A 17813-nucleotide genomic window follows, 5' to 3' on the forward strand; every position below is an offset into this window, starting at 1 on the left:
GCGCTCACACCGAGCGCCTTTTTTGTTTACATTAGCAGGGTGAGTGTCGAAACCCTAAGCTTAGCCGTTGGCACCTCATTCGGCGCCCGTCCGCCCGCCACGCCCCCTCAGGCAGCGGCGAGTGCGGCAGCGGCCAGCTTTGCGGCACTCGAGTCCCGGCTGGGTTATCTGTCCGCGCACGAGGTCGAGCAGGTACGCCAGGCGTACCGCTTCGCCGACCAGGCCCACCTGGGCCAGATGCGCAAAAACGGTGACCCCTACATCACACACCCGATCGCGGTCGCGCAGCTGTGCACCGAATGGAAGCTCGACGCGCAGGCCCTGTGTGCAGCCCTGCTGCATGACGTGCTGGAGGACTGTGGCGTCTCCAAAGCCGAATTGACCGAGCGCTTCGGCGCCGCGGTTGCCGACCTGGTCGATGGCCTGACCAAGCTGGACAAGCTGGCGTTCGATAGCCGCGAGCAAGGCCAGGCGGAGTCGTTTCGCAAAATGCTGCTGGCCATGGCGCGCGACGTGCGCGTCATCCTCATCAAGCTGGCCGACCGGCTGCACAACATGCGCACCATGGGCGACATGCCGCGCCACAAATGGGCGCGCATCGCACGCGAGACGCTCGACATCTACGCCCCGATCGCGCACCGTCTCGGGCTCAACAATCTCTATCGCGAGCTGCAGGACCTGGCGTTTCGCTACCTGCATCCTTGGCGCTACCAGGCGCTGTCCAAGGCCCTGGCGCGCTCGCGTGCACGTCGCCACGACTTGATCGCTCGCGTGCAAGGCGAGGTCGAGGCCGCGTTTCGCGACAGCGGCCTGGATGTGCACATCACCGGGCGCGAAAAAACCCTGTACTCCATCTACCGCAAGATGGATACCAAACACCTGTCATTCGCACAGGTGACCGACATCTACGGCTTTCGCATCATCGTCCCGCAGGTGCTGGACTGCTACACCGCGCTGGGCGTGTTGCACCAGCTCTACAAGCCCCTGCCGGGCAAGTTTCGGGACTACATCGCCATCCCCAAGGTCAACGGCTACCAGTCGCTGCACACGACGCTGGTCGGGCCGTTCGGCACGGCAATCGAATTTCAGCTGCGCACGCCCACCATGGATGTGGTGGCTGAATCCGGCATCGCCGCGCACTGGCTGTACAAGGTCGGTGAGGCGGGAGACGCCTCGGCACAGACGCTCAACGCGCAGTGGCTGCAGTCGCTGCTCGACATCCAGCAAGAGACCAAGGATTCGGGCGAATTCTGGGACCACGTGCGCATCGACCTCTTTCCGGACTCCGTCTACGTCTTCACGCCCAAGAGCAAGATCCTGGCGCTGCCCCGGGGGGCCACGGCGGTCGACTTCGCCTACGCCATCCACAGCGACGTCGGCCACCGCGCCATCGGTGCCACGGTCAATGGCGAGCAGGTACCGCTGCGCACCGAACTGCACAACGGCGACGTGGTGGAAATCACCACCTCGCCGCACGCCAAACCCAACCCTGCGTGGCTCGGTTTCGTCAAGACCGGCCGCGCGCGCTCCAAGATCCGTCATTACCTCAAGACGCTGGCCCAAGAAGAATCGCGCGCCTTGGGCGAGCGCCTGCTGCAACAGGCGTTGCGCGCGGAAGGTATTCCCAACCTGCCGACGGAGGACGCGGCGGGTCAGCCGATCTGGGACAAGCTGCTGCGCTTCACCGGTAACCGCACGCGCGACGAGCTGTTGATCGACATCGGCCTCGGGCGCCGCATCGCGGGCATGGTGGGAAAGAAGCTCGCCGCGCTGATGGCCGAAGCCGGCACTCGCCCCGACGTGCTGCTCATCAGCCAGGAGCGCTTTGGCACCCCGACCGAGGACCAACCCAGCCAGGGCGTGGTCACGCTCGATGGCAGTGAAGGCGCGTCCGTGGTCTACGCGCCGTGCTGCCGGCCGATCCCCGGTGACCGCATCGTCGGCTACCTGGGCCGCGGTGAGGGGCTGGCCGTGCACACCGAGGACTGCCCGGTCGTGCGCCGGCTGCTGCACCGCGACCGCGAACGTTTTCTCGAAGTCGAGTGGGCCGAGGATCTCACCCGCCCGTTCGAGTCGACGGTCGTCGTGACCGTCAGCAACGGCAAAGGTGTGCTGGCGCGTGTGGCGGCCGCCATCGCCACCGCTGAAGCCGACATCACCCACATCCACATGGGTGACGAGGCCGCCCAGTCCACCACCGAGCTGCGCTTCACGATCGCGGTGCGCGACCGCGTGCATCTGGCGCAGGTCTTGCGACAGCTGCGCCGCACGCCATCGGTGTTGCGTGCGCAGCGCCAGCGGCCCGCGCGATCGGCCGACGCCGGCCAGTGACGCGCGCACACGGCACGACTGGCGCTGCGGCGACGCTCAAGACGGTGTGCCACCGTCAGGCGCGGGGTACTGCACGCGCACGATTTCGAGCACCTCCACCCCGGCGGGCGTGCGCAAGCGCACCTCGTCGCCTTCGCGCGCCTTGAGCAGCGCCTGGGCGACGGGCGAAATCCAGCTCACTTGGCCCTGGCGGCTGTCCGCCTCGTCGATGCCGAGGATGGTCACCGTCTCTTCGCTGCCATCGGCGCGGGCGAAGGTGACCGTGGCGCCAAAAAACACCTGGTCCTTGCCGTGGTGCACGCTGGGATCGACGACCTCGGCGCGCTCGAGCCGCTTGGTCAGAAAACGGATGCGGCGATCGATCTCGCGCAGGCGCTTCTTGCCGTAGAGGTAGTCGCCGTTTTCCGAGCGGTCGCCGTTGCTGGCCGCCCAGGACACGGTTTCGACCACGCGCGGCCGCTCCTCGTCGATGAGGTGCATCAGCTCCGCGCGCAGCCGGGCGTAACCCGCGGGCGTCATGTAGTTGCGGCTGCCCTGGGGCAGGCGCGCCTCGGGCAGATCGTCCTCGTCGTCGGTGTCGAGTTCCTTGGTGAATGCCTTGCTCATGGGGCGAACCTTACACCAGCGCCAGCCGATCGGCGCGGCGCGCGGCTTGCTACCATCACGCCATGCCAACCAACCACAGGGAGAACCCCAGCACCGACGCCGTCAGCGGCCCGGGTAGCCGCCCCCACGGTGGCGCGCCGGCCTCCGGCCTGGTGGTGGTGCACGGCAACCGGGCCGAGCGCCTGCTCGAGGTGGCGCTGCAGTGGAACCGGCAACAGCCCCTACCGCCGCTGGACAACGACGTCTGGCTCGTGCCGTCGCACGGCGTGGGGCAGTGGATCCGGCAGACCATGGCTGCCGCGCCGGGCGGCATCGCCGCCGGGGTCGAGTGGCTGTTGCCCGCGCAATGGCTGTGGCAAGCCTACCGCGCGGTGCTCGGCACCGACGCCGTGCCCGACACCCCGGTGCTGGCCGAAGGGCCACTGACGTGGCGCCTGTGGCGCCTGTTGCCCACCTTGACGGACGAACCCTTTGCCCCCCTGCGCGCCTATCTGGCCAACGACACGGACGGCCGCAAGCGCGGACAACTGGCGCACCGGCTGGCCGACCTGTACGACCAGTACCAGGTCTACCGCGCCGACTGGCTGGCCGACTGGGCAGCGGGCCGCGACCAGTGGCGCGACGCTCACGGCCGCGCACACCCGCTGGCCCCGGAGCAGCAGTGGCAGTCCGCCTTGTGGCGGCGCATCCGCGCCGACCTCGGCGCCGACGCCCAATCCATCCCCAGTGCCAGCCGCGCCGACATTCATGCAGCCTTTATGGCCGCTGCCCTTGCAGGATGCGGCGAGCGCCCCCCGGGGCTGCCCTCGCGGCTGACCGTCTTTGGGCTCAGCGCGCTGCCGCCACCCGTGCTGGAGGCGCTGGCCGTGGCGGCACGTTGGCTGCCCATCTTGGTCTGCGTGCTCAACCCGTGTCAGTATTACTGGGCCGACACCGTCCCCGACGCGGCCTGGCTGGCCCGCATCGACGCGCGTTGGCGCGAACGCGCAGCGCGCCGCCCCGGCAGCCCCGCACAGCTGGACGAAGGCACGCTCGCCCAACACAGCCACCCGCTGCTTGCGGCCTGGGGCCGCCAGGGGCGCGACTTCATTGCGCTGCTGCAGGCGCACGAAGACCGGCCGCTGCGCGATGCGCTGGATGCGCAGCTGCGCGCGTGGGGCAACCGTGTCGACCTGTTCGACGCGCTGCCAGACGGCGCCGAAGCGGCGTCCGAGCGCGCCACGCTGCTGGCCCAGCTGCAAGACGACATCCTGCATGGCCGTCCGCTGGCCGAGACACGGCAGCGCTGGTCAGCGGTCGATCCCACCCGCGACGATTCGCTGCGCTTTCACGTCTGCCACACCGCGCTGCGCGAGGTGGAGGTGCTGCACGATCAGGTGCTGGCCGAGCTGCACCGCGACCCGACGCTGCAGCCGCGCGACATTCTGGTGATGGTGCCGGACGTGGCCGTTTATGCACCGCTGTTTCACGCCGTCTTCGGCCGCATCCCGCGCCACGATCCGCGCCATGTGCCCTACACTATCAGCGACTGGGTCGAAGACGCCGGCACGCGCCTGCAGCAAGCCGTCGCCGAGCTGCTGGCGCTGCCGCGCAGACGCCTGGGCGCGAGCGAGGTGCTGGGCTGGCTCGACGTGCCAGCGTTCGCGCGCCGCTTCCGGATCACCCTCGACCAGCGCGAACGGCTGCAGCGCTGGATCGCCGACGCTGGCATCCGCTGGGGAATCGACGTCGCCCACCGCGTGCAGCTGGGCCTGGTGGATCCGGCCGATGCGCACGCGGCGCGGCTGAGCTGGCGCGACGGCCTGCAGCGGCTCTGGCTGGGCTATGTCCTCGGCCCCGACGACACCGAATGGCGCGGCAGCGTGCCCGTGGGCGGCGTCTCGCCGCTGGAAGTCGACGGCATCGAGCGCCTGCAAACCGTGATCGATACCCTGCAGCGGCTGACGCACAGCCTGGCCACACCGACCGACGCGGCTGCTTGGGTGCCGCGGCTGCTGGCGTTGCTCGACGACTGCTTCGACGTCGACGCCCCCCAGGCCGACCCCGCGGAAGTGCGCGCGCTGCAACGGCTGCGCAGCGCGGCGCTGGAGTGGGGCCTGGAGGCCGCTGCCGCCGGGTCAGAACCACTGCCCTTGGCCGTGGTGGCCGAAGCGTGGCTCGCGCGCGCCGCCCTGCCCCCGCCACGGCAGCGCTTTCTCAACGGCACGCTCACCGTCGCGACGCTGCTGCCCATGCGGGCGGTGCCGTTTCGCGTCATCCACCTGCTGGGCATGGACGATGCGTCCTACCCGCGGCGGCACACGGCGGACGACTTCGACCTCATGGCCTTGCACCCACGCCCGGGTGACCGGCAGCGCCGCCACGAGGACCAGTACCTGTTTCTGGAGGCCTTGCTGTCGGCGCGCGAGCGGCTGACGTTGTCGTGGGTGGGTCACAGCCCGGTGGACGACGGCGAGCGCGCCCCGTCCGCGCTGGTCGCACAGCTGCGCCAGCACATCGCCGCCGGCTGGCGGCTGACCGGGTGCGACCGGGACGATGCTGGGGACGCGCTGCTGGCGGCGCTGACCACCCGGCACCGCCTGCAGCCCTTCGATGCGGCCTACTTTCCCGCCACGCCCGACCCCCGGCAGCCGCCCCCGCCCGGCCTGCCGTGGTTCAGCTACGCGCACGAGTGGCTGCCCGCGCGCCAGCCGCGCGACGACGCCGCGACACTGCCGCCGTGGACACCCGACGCCCCGCTGGACACCGCCCAGCTCGGCGCCTTCTTGCGCAACCCGGCACGGGCGTTCTTTCAACAGCGCCTGCGCGTCCATTTGGCCGACGCGGCACCGGCCGATGACGACCGCGACATCCTCGAACCCGACGGCCTGAGCCGCTGGCGCATGGATACGGCGTGGGTGGCGGCCGTGGTGCGTCAGGCGCGCGCCGGTGCGCCGCTCAAGGCCGCGCTGGCCGCAGCCGAGGCCGTCTGGCGTCGCGCCATCGCCCGTGGCGAGTGGCCACCCGGCACGTTTGGCGACACCCTCGCCGGCGACTGGAACACGCAAGCCAGGCGCGTCTGGTCCCTGGCGGGTGAATTTTTCCGCCGCCACCCCCTGGCGCAGACCCAGCCCGACTGGCTGGACGAACCTGCCCCCGGGTGCGACCCCGTGGTGCGCGTGCGCGATGCGCTCGGACCCGTCCACCGCGCCGAGGACGGCACGCGCGCGCGGCTGCTGTGGCAAGGCAGCGCCGTCATCGAGAACCCATCGGGCAACGGCGGGCAGTACCGGCTGCACACGCTCACCTCGGCCTGGGTGCAGCACCTGGCCCACCACCGCGCCGGCGGGCCACTGGCCACCTGGGTACTCAGCCCACGCGGGGCGGTTGTGTTGTCGCCCCTGTCACCAGAGCAGGCCGATGCCGCTTGGGAGTCCCTGCTGCGCCACTGGTGGGCCGGCATGTCTGCTCCCTGCCGGTTCGAACCCAAGAGTGCCGCCGCCTGGCTGCGCAACGAAGAACGCGCCGGTGCCCGCGCCGCGTGGCTCGCGGCGCGCCTGGTCTACGAAGGCAACGAGCACCAGCGCGGCGTGCTCGACACCGACCCCGACTGGCGGCGCGCCTGCCCCGATTTCGCCGCCCTGGCCGGGCCACTGGATGGTGCCGAGCACAGCCCGCTGGCGCAGACGGCGCGCGCGCTGCTGCGGCCGCTGCGCGACGCCCTGTCATCACCCCCTCGCCACGACGCCGACGATCAGCCATGAGCACCGTGCACGACCTGCGATCCATCGGGGACTTTCCGCTGCAGGGCAGCCAGCTCATCGAAGCCAGCGCCGGCACCGGCAAAACCTGGACCATCGCCATGCTTTACCTGCGGCTGGTGCTGGGGCCACATCCGGGCGCGGCGGCCATCGAGCGGGCGCTGCACCCGCGCGAGATTCTGGTCGTCACCTTCACCGACGCCGCGACCCAGGAGCTGAAAAACCGCATCCGGCAGCGCCTGGCCGAGGCGGCCTCGGTCTTTCGCGACGGGCAGCGCGACCCCGACGCCTGGCCCGAAGCGCTGCAGCCCATCGCCGCGCTGCGCGCCCTGTACCCACCAACGGACTGGCCGGCGCTGGCCCAGCGGTTGCAATATGCCGCCGACGCGATGGACGAAGCCGCCATCGCCACCCTGCACGGCTGGTGCCAGCGCGTACTGCGCGAGCAGGCATTCGCCAGCGGCACGCCGTTCACGCTCACGCTCGTGCCCGACCCAGCCGACGCCATCGAGGAAGCGGCCGCCGACCTGTGGCGCCTGCAAATCCAGCCGCTGCCTGCAGAGTTGGCCCGCTGGGTAGCGCAGACCTGGACCGGCCCGCAGGCGCTGGCGGCCGAGGTGCGCCCACTGCTGCCCCACGCCGACCGCTGGCACGCCACCGACCCACCGCTGGCCGACACCCCGGTCGCCGAGGGACTGGCACGCGCCCTGGACGCGCGCCAGGCGGCGCTCGTCGCGCTCAAGACACCCTGGGTGTCGCACGCGCAAGCCGCGCTGGAGGCGCTCGACGCCGGCATCCTGCCCAAAACACTGGGACGGCGCAGCGACGTCGAGCGCTGGCTGAACACCCTGCAGCGCTGGGCGCAGGATCCGGACGACGACCAACCCCCGAAACTGGGCACGGGCCTCGGGCGCTTGCGCCGCGACTGGCTGCAGGCCCAGTATCCGGACGGTGCCATCCCCCCCGCGGTCGCCGCGCTGGCGATCTGGGATGGCATCCCCGCGCTGCTCGAGGCGTTGCCGCGCCTGCCCTCGCCGCTGGGCTGGCTGTGGCGCCACGCGGCCGTTTGGGTGCAGCGCCGCATCGCCGAGCAATGGGCGCAGCGCGACCAGGTGGACTTCGACGGCTTGCTGCGCCGCCTGGCCCAGGCCTTGGATGGCCCCACTGGCGCGGCACTGGCGGCGCGCGCGCGCGCGCGCTGGCCGGTCGCGCTGGTGGACGAATTTCAGGACACCGACCCCACCCAGCTGCACATCCTCGACCGCATCTACACCCTGGCGCAGCCGGCGCCCCATACCGCCCTCATCCTCATCGGCGACCCCAAGCAAGCCATCTACGCCTTTCGGCAAGCCGACATCCACAGTTACCTGTTGGCGCGCCGCGCGTGCAGCGGGCGGCTGTGGCGGCTCGACACCAACCGCCGCTCCAGCGCCGACATGGTCGCCGCGGTCAACCACGTCTTTGACCACGCGCAGGCGCGGCGGGCCGAGGGGGCGTTTCTGTTTCGCCGCGGGGACGACGATCCGCTGCCCTTCGTGCCCGTGCAGGCCGAGGGGCGAGCACCCCCATGGACGCGGGGGCCCGGCGGCCCTGCGCTGCCCGCGCTGATCCTGGCGCACGTGCGACCCGGCGCTGAGCCGTGGTCGAAAGAACGCCTGCGCGACGCCGTGGCCGACGCCTGCGCCAACCAAGTGGTGCAGTGGTTGCAACAGGCCAGCGAACACCGGCTGGGCTGGTCGACCGGCGAGGGCTGGCGGCCCCTGCGCCCTGCCGACATCGCCATCCTGGTCAACGACCGGTACGAGGCGCAGGCGCTGCAGCGGGCGCTGCGCCAGCGCGGCCTGGCCAGCGTCTATCGGTCCGACCGGGAGTCGGTCTACGCCAGCCCTGAAGCCGAAGACCTGGCGCGCTGGCTGCACGCCTGTGCCCACCCGCGCGATGGCGACACCATCCGGGCCGCGCTGGCCACCGCCAGCCTGGATCTGACGCCTGCCGACATCGAGCGCCTGACCAGCGACGATGGCGCATGGGAGCAGACGATCGAGCGCTTCGAGCGCTACCACGACCTGTGGCAGCGCCACGGCGTGCTGCCCGCCGTGCGCGCGTTGCTGCATGACTTCCAGGTGCCGCAGCGCCTGCTGGCACGCGCTGGCGAGCACAGCGGTGAGCGCACCCTGACCAACCTGCTGCACCTGGCCGAGCTGCTGCAGCGCATCGCCGCCCCGCTGGCGGGCGCCCCGCATGGCATGGCCACCGTTTGGCAACACTTGCAACGCGCGCGCCAGCGGGCGCTGCGCGGCACCGCCGCCGCGGGCGACGACAGCGCCACGGCGCAGCTGCGCCTGGACAGCGAGCGCGAGCGCATCCCCATCGTCACCGTGCACAAATCCAAGGGGCTCGAATACCCGGTCGTGTGCTACCCCTTTGCGATGCACGCCAAATCCATCGATGGCAAGGTCTCGGGCCGCGGGGTGCGCTGCCTGACCTGGCATGACGACGAGGGTCGGCTACAGATCACCCTGAGCGACGAGGGCGAGCGCTGGACACACGCGGTCGAGCGCGCCGATGCCGAGCGCCGCGCCGAGGACGTCCGGCGGCTCTACGTGGCGCTGACACGCGCGCGCCACGCCACCTGGGTAGGACTGGCGGCCACGGACACGCTGCCCACCAGCGCCCTGGGCCATGTGCTGGGCATCGACGCCCTGCCCGCGTCCAACGCCGACGACGGGCTCGGCGCGCGCGCCCAGGCGCTGGCCCAGGGCTGTGCGGTCATCGCCGTCCAGACCTGGGACGCCGCGCAGCCGACACTGCGCTGGACACCAGCGGCAGACACGCCGGGTGCCAACGACGCCCCCACCCCGGTGGCCGCCCGCATCGCGCCGTCCTCGCCACGGCCTCTCTGGTGGATCGCCAGCTACACCGCGCTGCTCGCCCCAACGGGCGAGGACGCCGGGGATGCCGCCCCCTCCTACCCGACCGCCGCATCGGATTCGGCGCGCGATGAGCCATTCGACGAGGCGCTCGGCACCCTCGCGCTGCCGGACGCCCTTGCCGACCCCCGCGATCCCGTGGCGGCTCCCGCCACGCCGCCGGCCGCCTGGCACCGCTGGCCACGCGGGCCGCAGGCGGGCACCGCCCTGCACGCCCTGCTGGAGCAGTGTGCGCACCAGGGGTTCGCACACATTGCCACCCAGCCCGCGCAACTGGCATCGATGGCCCAGGCCGTGCTGGAGCGCCACGGCTGGCCGACCAACCGCCTGGAGTCCGACGCGGCGGATCTGGCGCAATGGGCGGGCGCCATGATGGCCACCCCGCTGCCGCTGCCCGGCGTGGCAGACACCGCGGTCGCGCTCAGCCAGTTGCGCGCCGTGCAGCCAGAGTGGGAATTCTGGCTCGGCGCGCAGCGGCTGGAGGCGGCCACGCTCGACGCTTGGGTGCGGGCGCACGTGCCCGGGCTCGACCCCCGCCCCGCGCTGCGCCCCACCGTGCTCGAGGGCATGCTCAAAGGGTTCATCGATCTGGTGTTCGAGCACGGGGGGCGCTACTACGTACTGGACCACAAATCGAACGCCTTGGGCGGCGATGACTCCGCGTACCACCCGCAGGCCGTACAGGCCGCCGTGGCGGCGCACCGCTACGACCTGCAAGCGGTGCTGTACCTGGTGGCCCTGCACCGCCTGCTGCGGCAGCGCTTGCCCAGCTACTCCCCTGCGCACCACTTAGGGGGTGCGCTGTGTGTCTTCTGGCGCGGGCTGGCCACGCCGGGCCGCGGTGTCTATGCACTGCCCGCGCCGGTCGCACTCATCGAACGCTTGGATGCCGCGCTATCGGGCCACACCGCTGCGGAGGCCGTATGAGCACACCGGACGAACTCCAAGCCTGGTTGGCCCGCGGGTTAGCGAGCCAAGAGCTGCGCCCCTGCGACGCAGCATTGGCCCGCTTCGGCCGCGAGCAGGTACCCGACGCGCCGGTACCCGCCTTGTTGGCCGCGGCCTGCTTGAGCCGCCGTGTCGGCGATGGTCACATCTGCCTGTCGTTGCTCGACACCGCCGACGACAGCGCAGGCCCCTGCACGCGCTGGTTGCGGCAGCGCTGGGCCACCCTCCCGGCCGCGCTCGACCATCCGCACTGGATCGGCGACGGCAGCACGCCCACCCCGCTCGTGCGCCACGGGACGCGGCTGTACCTGTGGCGCCACTGGGTGCGTGAGCAAGCCGTCGCACGCGCCCTGGCCAAGCGGTTGCGCCTGCCAGCAACCGATACGCTCGATCCACACCGGCTGCGCCCGTGGCTGGACGCCCTCTTTGGCCCGCCCGCGCAACGCCCCACCCAGCCGGACTGGCAGTGCATCGGCGCGGCCCTGGCCGCGCGCGCGCCGCTGGCCATCCTCACCGGTGGACCTGGGGCGGGCAAAACCACCACCGTCGTGCGCCTGCTCACCCTGTTGCAAGGGCTGGCGCTGTCGGAGGGACGATCGCCCTGGCGTATCGGCTTGGCCGCCCCCACCGGCAAAGCCGCGGCCCGCCTGAGCCAGTCCATCGCGGTGGCGCTCGAGCGCATGCCCTGGGGCGCACTGCCACTGTCCGAAGCCGCACGGACCACCCTGCGCGAGGCCGTGCCCGCCGAGGTCCGCACGCTGCACCGCCTCATCGGCCGACGCGGTGACGGCACGGGCGCGCGCCACCACCCGGAAAACCCGCTGTGGCTCGACCTGCTGGTCATCGACGAGGCCTCGATGGTCGATCTGGAACTGCTGCACGATGCGCTGCAGGCCATTCCCGCCCACACGCGGCTGGTGCTGATCGGCGACGCCGACCAGCTCGCCTCGGTAGAAGCCGGTGCCGTGCTCGCCCAACTGTGCGAGCGCGCCGCCGACGGCCACTACCGGCCCGAGGTGGCCGACTGGCTGCAGCAGGCCACTGGGCAGACCCTCCCCAGCGGCCTGATCGACCCCGCCGGCACGGCACTGGACCAGGCGGTGGTGATGCTGCGCCACAGCCACCGCTTTGGCGGCGACAGCGGTATCGGCCGCTGGGCCGCGGCAGTCAACCATGGCGCCGAGGCGGACGTGCAGGCGCTGCTCGCCACGCCCCTGCCCGACGTGACCGTCATCCCCCGGACGCCAGACAGCAGCGATGCCGCCTGGGAAGCGGCTTGGCAGCGCGTCGTGTTCGACGGTCTGCTGCCCTGGTTGCAGCGGCTGCGTGCGGGCCCCGATGACGACGGCGCGGCCGCGCGGGCCGCCTGGGCGCGCGCGCTGCTGGCGGCGCACGCCCGCTTTCAGGTGCTGTGCGCGCTGCGCGATGGGCCCTGGGGCGTAGCCGGGCTCAACCAGCGCATCGCGCGCTGGCTGCAGCGGGCCGGGTGGCTGGACCTGCCCCCCGCCGCGCACGGGCACGACGGCTGGTACGCCGGCCGCCCCGTGCTCGTCACCCGCAATGCCCCGGCGCTGGGCCTGATGAACGGCGATCTGGGGCTGGTCTTGCCGCACCCGCCACACCCGGACGACCCGGTACGTCGCCCCCGCTGGCGCGTGGCCTTCGCCGCCCCGGACCAGCCCGAGGGCGTGCGCTGGGCCCTGCCCGGGCAATTGCCCGACGTCCAGACCGCCTTTGCGCTGACCGTGCACAAGTCCCAGGGCTCAGAGTTCGACCATGTGCTGCTCGTGCTGCCCCCCCAGGCCGATACCCCGGTGCTGACGCGCGAGCTGCTCTACACCGGCATCACCCGTGCCCGCCAGCGCCTGACACTCGTGTTGCCCGGCGGCCACGACACGGTGCGGCGGGCAACTGCCCGCCTCACCCAGCGCGACAGCGGCCTGCGCCAGGCCGTGCTGGACGCGCTACCATAGGCGGGCCAAGCATTTCGAACGACCGTTCGCCCTTCACCGCCCTCTCATGACTTACTGCGTCGCCGTCAAACTCAAGGCTGGCATGGTCTTTCTGTCCGACTCGCGCACCAACGCCGGCCTGGACCAGATCAGCACCTTCCGCAAAATGATCGTCTACGAAAAACCGGGCGACCGCTTCATGGTGCTGCTGTCGGCGGGCAACCTGAGCATCTCGCAGTCGATCCGCGAAATCCTGCAGACCGAGCAGCTGCAAGACCCCGCCGGTGGCGAGCCGATCACCATCTGGAACGCGCGCAGCATGTTCGACGCCGCGCGCGTGCTCGGCTCGGCCGTGCGCCATGTCTACCAGCGCGACGGCGAGGCGCTGCGACGCAGCGGCATCGAGTTCAACGCGAGCCTGCTCTTTGGCGGCCAGATCCGCGGCGAGGCCATGCGGCTGTTCCAGGTCTACTCACCCGGCAACTTCATCGAGGCCACGGCCGAAACGCCGTTTTTCCAGATCGGCGAGAGCAAATACGGCAAACCCGTGCTCGACCGCATCATCACCCCCGACACGCCGCTGGCGGAGGCCACCAAGTGCCTGCTCATCTCCATGGACTCCACGCTCAAGTCCAACCTCTCGGTGGGGCTGCCGCTGGACCTGGCCGTCTACGAGGCGGACCGTTTTCAGAGCGATCACGTCGTCTGCATCGACGAAGGCAACGCCTACTTCCAGATGCTGCGCACCACCTGGGGCCAACGGCTGCGCGAGGCGTTCGACCAGATCGAAGCCCCCGATTGGCAACCAGGCAGTGCACTGGTGGCGCCCAGCGGTCGCCACCGCGCCCTACGAAAAATCATGACCCCCGCCGACAAGCTGATCTGACGCCATGAACCCGCCTCCGAACGAGCAACCCTGCATCGTCTTCTCGCACGGCAACAGTTTTCCGGCCGGTACCTACCGCGTGCTGCTCGACGCGCTGCGTGCGCGCGGCTACCGCGTGCTGGCGGTGGACAAGTACGGGCACGACCCGCGCTACCCCGTCACCAGCAACTGGCCGCATCTGGTGCAGCAACTGGCGGACTTCACCGAGGCCCAGGTCGGCCCGCACGACCAGCCGCTCTATCTGGTCGGCCACTCGCTCGGCGGCTTTTTGAGTCTGATGTGCGCCGCGCGCCACCCGGTGCTGGCGGGGCGCCCAGTGGCCGGCGTCGTCATGCTCGACTCGCCCGTGCTCGGTGGCTGGAAAGCGCGCGCGCTGGCGGCGGCCAAACACACGCGCCTGATCGGTGCCGTCTCGCCGGGCCAGGTCAGCCGCAAGCGGCGCAACCGCTGGGCCAGCGCCGCCGAAGCGCTCGAGCATTTCCGCCACAAGCGCGCCTTCGCGCGCTGGGACCCGCGCGTGCTGGCCGACTACATCGAATACGGCACCCACGACGTCACCACGCCCGACGGCGTGCAGCGCGTGCTGAGCTTCGACCGGGACATCGAGACCGCCATCTACAACACCCTGCCCCATCACCTGGACCGCCTGCTGCGCCGCCACCCCTTGCAGTGCCCAGTGGCCTTCATCGGCGGCACCCAGTCCGAGGAAATGCGCCGCGTGGGCTTGACCATGACGCACAAGCTCTGCGGGCGCGAGCCCTCACCGCGGCTGCAGTTCCTTGAGGGCACGCACCTATTTCCCATGGAACGGCCGGAAGAAACCGCGGCCGCCATCGACTGTGCCCTGCAGCACTTCAGGGCGACCAGTCCACCCAGCCCAGCATCCCACTGACAAGGATGAGTCCGCCAAAGACGATTCGGTACCAGGCAAACGGCACGAAGCTATGACTGGCCACATAGCGCAGCAGCCACTTTACCGACACCCACGCTGACACGAACGACACCACGAGGCCGACCACGAACACCGGCACGTCGGCACTGGACAACAGCGCCCGGTGTTTGACCAAGTCGTACGCCGCCGCGCCGAAAAGCATCGGGATGGCCAAAAAGAAGCTGAATTCGGTCGCCACGCGCCGTGACAGGCCCAGCGCCATGCCGCCGATGATCGTGGCGCCCGAGCGACTCACGCCCGGCACCAGGGCGGCACACTGGATCAGTCCGACGCCCAGCGCGTCGCGCCAGGTCAGCGCATCGACATCCGCCACCCGCGGCGCGCGCTGGCGCGCGTGCCACGCCTCGACCCACAGCATGATCAGGCCGCCGACGATGAAGCCGGCCGCGACCACCCAAGCGTTGAAGAGCAACGCCTTGATCGGCCCGATCAACCAAAACCCCGCCAGCGCCGCCGGGAAAAAACCCAGCGCCACGTTGACGGTAAAGCGCTGCGCCTCGCGCTGGCGCGGCAAGCCACGCACGGTCCCGATCAGCCGCTGCCAGTACAAGCCGACGATGGCCAGGATGGCCCCGGTCTGGATCACCACCTCGAACACCTTGACCGTCTCGCCGCGCCAACCGAGCAACGCGGCCGCCAGAATCAGGTGCCCGGTGGACGAGACGGGCAAAAACTCAGTCAGGCCCTCCACCACGCCCATGATGGCGGCCTTGAACAACAGCAACCAATCCATCCCGTGATCGTAACCGCTGCCGGGCGGCGGTAAACGGAAACCGACTGCCCCGGCCACCCCGATGAGCGGCACGGCGGCAACGAACCGGTCAGGCAATCACCATGAGCGCCAGCGCGGGTGGTGCGGCGCCACGTACACCACGTCCGGCCCGCTCACGGCGGGATAGGATGGCCACACCTGCACCACCCGCCCATACTCGCGATCGCCGTGGCGGGGATGCCGCCGGTGGCCGGGCGGTACCCAGTAACCCGTCGAGGGCACCACCACCACCGGCGCGGGGGTGGTGACCACGACCGGTGGCATCACCACGCGCGGCGCGGGGGCCACCACCACAGGGGGGTAGTTGCCCACCCCGACCGAAACGCCCGGCTGGTGCACACCGATCGACCAGTACACATCACCCGCCTGCGCCGCAGCGCCCAAGGCGGCCAGGCCCAGCCCCAGCGCAGTCCGTGCAGCGGCACGCGGTGAAAAAAAGCGTTGAACGAACGGCTTCATCGCAGTCTCCTTTCGGTCCCTGTGGCAGGCTGACGCATGACACCCCGCATTTCAGCACTGACCACGCTCGACCGCGGTTTCCGAATCGTCACGACTGTAAGCAAGCGTAACGCCCGTTACCCCAGCGGCGGCCCACCTAAAATCGGGGCATGACCGATCACGCCACGCACCCGCCCCACGCCCCCTCCAGCAGCCACTTTCTGCGCCAGATCATCGAGCGCGACCTGGCCCAAGGCCGCTGCGAGGGTCGGCGCTGGGCCGGCAGCCCTGGAGACGGCACGCACCACGAGCGCGGCGGTCCGGACCCGGCCAAGGTGCGCATGCGCTTTCCACCCGAGCCCAACGGCTACCTGCACGTGGGCCACGCCAAGAGCATCTGGCTCAACTTCAGCCTGGCGCAGGAGTATGGCGGCGTGTGCCACATGCGCTTCGACGACACCAACCCCGAGAAAGAGGAGCAGGAGTACGTCGACGCCATCCTCGATGCTGTGCGCTGGCTCGGCTGGAGCTGGGATGCCCACGGCACCAGCCACCTCTACTACGCGAGCGACTACTTCGACTTCATGTACCGGGCGGCCGAGTACTTGATCGAAACCGGCCACGCCTACGTGGACGAACAGACGCCCGAGCAGATGCGGGCCAACCGCGGCACGCTTACCGAGCCGGGCATCGACAGCCCGTACCGCAACCGCCCGGCGCAGGAAAGCTTGGCGCGTTTTCGCGAGATGCGCGCCGGCCAACACCCCGACGGCGCCATGGTGCTGCGCGCCAAAATTGACATGGCCTCGCCCAACATCAACCTGCGCGACCCGGCCATCTACCGCATCAAACACGCCACGCACCACAACACCGGCGACACCTGGTGCATCTACCCGATGTACACCTTCGCGCACCCGATCGAGGACGCGCTGGAGAACATCACCCACAGCATCTGCACGCTGGAGTTCGAGGACCAACGACCGTTTTACGACTGGACGCTCGAGCGCATCGTGCCCATCCTGCGCGCGCCCCAGTTCGAGCGCGCCAAGGCGCTCATCGAGCGCATCGAGCACCAGGGCGTCGAAGCGGGCAAGGAATTCGCCCTGCACTGCCACAACCACGCGTACAAGCTGGGCGTCAACACCGAGCCCGAGCAGCAGATGCGCGCGCTTTTTACCCGCTGGGAGCACGACCGCGACGCCGTGCTGCGCGATCTGGGGGCGTTCTTTGCGCTGCTGAAGTCGCAAACGCACCAGTTCACGCCGCTGCTTGCCGCAGCCCTCGACGCCTACCAGGTCGAGCCGTTCCAGCTGCCGCACCAGTACGAGTTCGCGCGCCTGAACCTCACCTACGTCGTGACCAGCAAGCGCAAGCTCAAGGCGCTGGTCGATGAGGGTATCGTCGCCGGCTGGGATGACCCGCGCATGCCCACCATCGCCGGGCTTCGTCGGCGCGGCTACACGCCAGAGGCCATCCGGCTGTTCTGTGAACGGACGGGCGTGAGCAAATCCCCCGGCTGGATCGACTACGGCAACCTGGAGGTCGCGCTGCGCGACGATCTGGAAGGCAAAGCCCCGCGCGCGATGGGCGTACTCGACCCCGTGCGGCTGCGCCTGACCAACTGGGCCGACGTATTCGGCCGCTGGGAGCACCGGGAACCCTGCACCGCCCCCGCCCACCCGCAACACCCCGAGTGGGGGCAGCGCGCCTTCAGCCTCGGGCCCGAGGTGTGGATCGAGCGCGACGATTTCATGGAACAACCGCCCAAGGGGTACTTCCGCCTCTTCCCCGGCAACCGGGTGCGCCTGAAGTACGGCTACGTCATCGAATGCACCGGCTGTGAGAAAGACGACACGGGCCGCGTGACGGCGGTGCTGGCCACCGTGGTGCCCGACACCAAGAGCGGCACGCCCGGGGCCGATGCCGTCAAGGTCAAGGGCACCATCACCTGGGTTGGTGCCCACGACGCGGTACCGGCGGAGTTTCGGCTCTACGACCGGCTGTTTGCCGACCCGCAACCCGATGCCGGAGGCAAAGATTTCCGCGCCGCGCTCAACCCGAACAGCCTGCGCATCACGCAGGGCTTCGTGGAACCGTCCTTGGTCGGCATCGCGCCCGAGACGCGGCTGCAGCTGGAGCGCCACGGCTACTTTTGCGCCGACGCCCAAGACCACCGGCCCGACCGAGCGGTATTCAACCGCATCGCGGGCCTGAAGGACGGCTGGGGTAAGTGACCCCGGCCGTCAGGGGCAGAGCCG

General features: G+C 70.4%; 10 protein-coding genes. 7 read left to right on the forward strand and 3 right to left on the reverse strand.

What is annotated here, in order from left to right; all coding sequences use genetic code 11:
• Nucleotides 1–39: 39 nt before the first annotated feature.
• The gene (locus ACPP3B_RS01760) at nt 40–2331 is read left to right on the forward strand and encodes a RelA/SpoT family protein (protein ID WP_299020770.1); all 2292 of its coding nucleotides are present in this window, start codon (nt 40–42) and stop codon (nt 2329–2331) included.
• A gap of 36 nt (nt 2332–2367) precedes the next feature.
• Here the strand turns inward: ACPP3B_RS01760 and greB are convergent, their stop codons facing one another.
• The gene (gene greB / locus ACPP3B_RS01765; RefSeq protein WP_299020772.1) at nt 2368–2937 is read right to left on the reverse strand and encodes a transcription elongation factor GreB; all 570 of its coding nucleotides are present in this window, start codon (nt 2935–2937) and stop codon (nt 2368–2370) included.
• A gap of 62 nt (nt 2938–2999) precedes the next feature.
• Between greB and recC the strand changes: the two genes are divergently transcribed.
• Genes recC through ACPP3B_RS01790 form a run of 5 tightly spaced genes read left to right on the forward strand, consistent with a single transcriptional unit; the run spans nt 3000 to nt 14285 of the window.
• Nucleotides 3000–6680, forward strand: coding sequence for an exodeoxyribonuclease V subunit gamma (gene recC / locus ACPP3B_RS01770; RefSeq protein ID WP_424859541.1), 3681 nt, complete (start codon nt 3000–3002; stop codon nt 6678–6680).
• Nucleotides 6677–10534, forward strand: coding sequence for an exodeoxyribonuclease V subunit beta (gene recB, locus ACPP3B_RS01775; protein WP_424859542.1), 3858 nt, complete (start codon nt 6677–6679; stop codon nt 10532–10534). Before recC ends, recB begins: the two co-directional genes overlap by 4 nt.
• Nucleotides 10531–12528, forward strand: coding sequence for an exodeoxyribonuclease V subunit alpha (gene recD / locus ACPP3B_RS01780; protein WP_299021347.1), 1998 nt, complete (start codon nt 10531–10533; stop codon nt 12526–12528). Before recB ends, recD begins: the two co-directional genes overlap by 4 nt.
• Nucleotides 12529–12574: 46 nt before the next feature.
• Nucleotides 12575–13393, forward strand: coding sequence for a peptidase (locus ACPP3B_RS01785; protein WP_424859543.1), 819 nt, complete (start codon nt 12575–12577; stop codon nt 13391–13393).
• 4 nt (nt 13394–13397) lie between these two features.
• Entirely contained in the window at nt 13398–14285 is an 888-nt protein-coding gene (locus tag ACPP3B_RS01790; RefSeq protein ID WP_299020001.1) for an alpha/beta hydrolase, read from the forward strand.
• Here ACPP3B_RS01790 and ACPP3B_RS01795 read toward each other — a convergent pair.
• Nucleotides 14248–15078 (reverse strand): undecaprenyl-diphosphate phosphatase, encoded by an 831-nt coding sequence (locus ACPP3B_RS01795; RefSeq protein ID WP_299020002.1) that lies wholly within the window; start codon nt 15076–15078, stop codon nt 14248–14250. The two genes, ACPP3B_RS01790 and ACPP3B_RS01795, sit on opposite strands and share 38 nt — an antisense overlap.
• Before the next feature lie 96 nt (nt 15079–15174).
• Complete coding sequence (locus ACPP3B_RS01800; RefSeq protein ID WP_424859544.1) at nt 15175–15576, reverse strand: hypothetical protein; 402 nt, start codon at nt 15574–15576, stop codon at nt 15175–15177.
• 149 nt (nt 15577–15725) lie between these two features.
• On the opposite strand from ACPP3B_RS01800, the gene ACPP3B_RS01805 reads away from it, so the two are divergent.
• Nucleotides 15726–17789 (forward strand): glutamine--tRNA ligase, encoded by a 2064-nt coding sequence (locus ACPP3B_RS01805; protein WP_424859545.1) that lies wholly within the window; start codon nt 15726–15728, stop codon nt 17787–17789.
• The last annotated feature ends 24 nt before the right edge of the window (nt 17790–17813 follow it).

This window comes from Tepidimonas sp. HKU77 (assembly GCF_049728535.1).
In the GTDB taxonomy this organism is placed as follows: Bacteria; Pseudomonadota; Gammaproteobacteria; order Burkholderiales; family Burkholderiaceae_C; genus Tepidimonas.

Excerpts from the sequence above, each read along its gene's own strand:
- greB (WP_299020772.1), bottom strand. The coding sequence starts at position 2,937 with ATGAGCAAGGCATTCACCAAGGAACTCGACACCGACGACGAGGACGAT.
- recC (WP_424859541.1), top strand. The coding sequence starts at position 3,000 with ATGCCAACCAACCACAGGGAGAACCCCAGCACCGACGCCGTCAGCGGC.
- ACPP3B_RS01805 (WP_424859545.1), top strand. The coding sequence starts at position 15,726 with ATGACCGATCACGCCACGCACCCGCCCCACGCCCCCTCCAGCAGCCAC.
- recB (WP_424859542.1), top strand. The coding sequence starts at position 6,677 with ATGAGCACCGTGCACGACCTGCGATCCATCGGGGACTTTCCGCTGCAG.
- ACPP3B_RS01800 (WP_424859544.1), bottom strand. The coding sequence starts at position 15,576 with ATGAAGCCGTTCGTTCAACGCTTTTTTTCACCGCGTGCCGCTGCACGG.
- recD (WP_299021347.1), top strand. The coding sequence starts at position 10,531 with ATGAGCACACCGGACGAACTCCAAGCCTGGTTGGCCCGCGGGTTAGCG.
- ACPP3B_RS01790 (WP_299020001.1), top strand. The coding sequence starts at position 13,398 with ATGAACCCGCCTCCGAACGAGCAACCCTGCATCGTCTTCTCGCACGGC.
- ACPP3B_RS01785 (WP_424859543.1), top strand. The coding sequence starts at position 12,575 with ATGACTTACTGCGTCGCCGTCAAACTCAAGGCTGGCATGGTCTTTCTG.
- ACPP3B_RS01795 (WP_299020002.1), bottom strand. The coding sequence starts at position 15,078 with ATGGATTGGTTGCTGTTGTTCAAGGCCGCCATCATGGGCGTGGTGGAG.